Source organism: Parabacteroides sp. PH5-46, from assembly GCF_029892785.1.
In the GTDB taxonomy this organism is placed as follows: Bacteria; Bacteroidota; Bacteroidia; order Bacteroidales; family Tannerellaceae; genus DFXE01.
The window spans coordinates 1-2,080 of sequence record NZ_JARXXA010000036.1 but is presented as its reverse complement, the minus strand read 5'-3'; the positions used below and the strand labels follow the sequence as shown (position 1 = coordinate 2,080).

Annotated in this window: 3 protein-coding genes; all 3 read left to right on the top strand. The window is 39.7% G+C overall.

What is annotated here, in order from left to right; translation table 11 throughout:
* Window positions 1-94 precede the first annotated feature (94 nt).
* Genes M2470_RS18400 through M2470_RS18390 form a run of 3 tightly spaced genes read left to right on the top strand, consistent with a single transcriptional unit; the run spans window position 95 to window position 2,026 of the window.
* Entirely contained in the window at window positions 95-484 is a 390-nt protein-coding gene (locus M2470_RS18400) for a GntR family transcriptional regulator (RefSeq protein WP_280746446.1), read from the top strand.
* The gene (locus tag M2470_RS18395; protein WP_280746447.1) at window positions 481-1,371 is read left to right on the top strand and encodes a slipin family protein; all 891 of its coding nucleotides are present in this window, start codon (window positions 481-483) and stop codon (window positions 1,369-1,371) included. The genes M2470_RS18400 and M2470_RS18395 overlap by 4 nt, the downstream gene beginning before the upstream one ends.
* Before the next feature lie 10 nt (window positions 1,372-1,381).
* On the top strand, window positions 1,382-2,026 hold the full coding sequence (locus M2470_RS18390) for a hypothetical protein (RefSeq protein WP_280746448.1): 645 nt from the start codon (window positions 1,382-1,384) through the stop codon (window positions 2,024-2,026).
* Window positions 2,027-2,080 lie beyond the last annotated feature (54 nt).

Below are 2,080 nucleotides of genomic sequence, written 5' to 3'. Positions count from 1 at the left end.
ATACAAACAAAAAATTGCCTATATCATTTTACGGATACAGACAATTTTATTAAGTGAAAAACTTAAAGCCGCTTTTTAAGGGGTGACTAATTATATGATTAAATTTTTATTAGATTATTCCAGTGGTGTACCGGTATATCGCCAGATTATCGACCAAATAAAGTTTGGTATAGCATCCGGACAGCTTAAGTTAGGTGAACAGCTTCCTACCGTCAGAGCGCTTGCTGTAGAGTTAAAAGTAAACCTAAACACGGTTTCTAAGGCGTATAAAGAATTGGAGATCAAGAATATTTTGGAAACTCAACAAGGCGCCGGAACTTTTATCAACAAAGTTGAACAAGCGATACCGGAAAAGGAGTGGAAAGATAAACTAAAAGAGATTTGCATACAGTTTTCTTCCGTAGCATTCAGTTATGGATTTAGTCTCGACGAAGTCATACAGGAATTAAGGAGTATAGAAACCACTAAAAAACAACAAATATGACAACAAATGTAGTAAACAAGGGATGGTTTAATCCTATTTCCCTTTCTGTATTGCTGATACTGATTACCGTATCGGTTGTTTTGTATATTTTGCAAATCATAAATATTCCGGTCTTGGCACTCTTTCTCCTTTTTTCCGGATTATTAGCTTCTGCCATCCGTATTGCCGACCAATGGGAACGAGCAGTGGTATTACGTATGGGAAAGTACAAAGGTTTAAGAGGCCCCGGGCCATTTGTAATTATCCCCATCATTGACCGTGTATCTACTTATATTGACCAACGGGTGAGAGTAAACTCTTTTAAGGCAGAGCAAACCCTTACCAAAGACACGGTCCCGGTAAATGTGGATGCTGTGGTGTACTGGACGGTTTGGGATGTAGAAAAAGCCGCCTTGGAGGTGCAAGAGTATCAAAAAGCCATTGAGCACATTACCCAGACCGGCCTGAGGGATACAATCGGCAAGCACGAACTATCGACCCTTCTACAGGAGCGCGATAAAATTGCCGCAGATTTGCAACAGGTTTTAGATGAAAATACAAATCCATGGGATATTACGTGCCAGACCGTTGGTATTAAAGATATCACTATTCCTCAGGATTTAGCCGATGCGATGAGTAAAGAAGCCCAGGCCGAGCGTGAAAGAAGAGCCCGTGTTATCTTAGGAACAGCCGAAACCGAGATTGCCGAGAAGTTTGAGCAAGCCAGTAAAAAGTACACCGATAATCCTGTAGCATTGCACCTTAGAGGCATGAATATGCTGTTCGAGGGTTTAAAAGAAAAAGGCTCTATGGTCATAGTACCGAGTTCGGCACTGGACTCCATGAATTTGGGTGCCATAAGTGGATTGGCATCATTGGCAAAGAACAATGAATCAAACTCACATTAAAAAAATATCTATGAAAGCATGTAAACAAGGGGTATCTTTCGTTATCCTAATTTTGATTTTAGCAGGTTGTTCGCAAAAACAATCGTTGGAGTGGATTTCATTCAACTGGGAAGGAGATACGATTTCCGGGAAATATATTGAGAAAGCTTATCTCTATATTCCGGTAAGAATCGATGATTTGCCGCATGATTTTACCATGCAGTTTGACTTAGGGACGTTTGGAACACAATTTTACGGGAACGCTATACTTCCCTATCTGAATGAGTATCCTTCTTTAGCAGACAAACTGGGGTCGGCGCAGGGCGTGGAAAATATACTATTCAAAAATGTCAATCTACAAATGGAGACACTTGAATTCAACGGAATTGACGTTTGGCACCGTCAGAATTTTGGTGATGAAATACCCAAAGATTCGATTCATTCGACGACACCTAAACACATCGGAACAATTGCTCCCGATATATTCCAGGATAAAATTCTGCTGATTGATTATAAGTCAAGCAAACTTGCCGTATCAGACAGTTTTCCGGCAGAATATAAGGATTTACCAGCAGAAGAATTTGAAGTAGACGATGGACTTGTAAAACTCCCGTTCCGCATCAATGGAAAAGTATGTAGTCACCCCTTAAAAAGCGGCTTTAAGTTTTTCACTTAATAAAATTGTCTGTATCCGTAAAATGATATAGGCAATTTTTTGTTTGTATTTATT

What these genes read in the sequence shown, in the direction of transcription:
- M2470_RS18400 (WP_280746446.1), top strand. Translation starts at nt 95, where the DNA reads ATGATTAAATTTTTATTAGATTATTCCAGTGGTGTACCGGTATATCGC.
- M2470_RS18395 (WP_280746447.1), top strand. Translation starts at nt 481, where the DNA reads ATGACAACAAATGTAGTAAACAAGGGATGGTTTAATCCTATTTCCCTT.
- M2470_RS18390 (WP_280746448.1), top strand. Translation starts at nt 1,382, where the DNA reads ATGAAAGCATGTAAACAAGGGGTATCTTTCGTTATCCTAATTTTGATT.